The organism is Moritella sp. F3 (assembly GCF_015082335.1).
GTDB lineage: Bacteria > Pseudomonadota > Gammaproteobacteria > Enterobacterales > Moritellaceae > Moritella.
Genome location: NZ_BLRL01000184.1, coordinates 1 through 230, shown reverse-complemented (window position 1 = coordinate 230; position 230 = coordinate 1). Strand labels below are relative to the sequence as shown.

Sequence of the window (230 nt, the reverse complement as noted above, 5' to 3'; positions counted from 1 at the left end):
GACAATGCTGTAACGTACCGTTTAATAACTCAACTAAGAACGCATGTTTCGTCTTAAGCTGGCTATTTAATAGCATAAATTGTTGTTGTAGTTGCTCTAATGCATCATAACGGCTGGCAACGGGGGATTTAACCATCGCAATCATTTCATCGACAAAATGGACAAATATATCTTGCTCTAAGACCGCACTGTACTGCTTCGCTAACACCGTCGTATCAACAGAATAATGA

The 230-nt window shown here is 39.6% G+C and carries 1 pseudogene; it reads right to left on the bottom strand.

Annotated elements, in window-relative coordinates:
* Window positions 1-230: pseudogene (locus JFU56_RS22820) on the bottom strand (hypothetical protein); the annotation flags it as partial.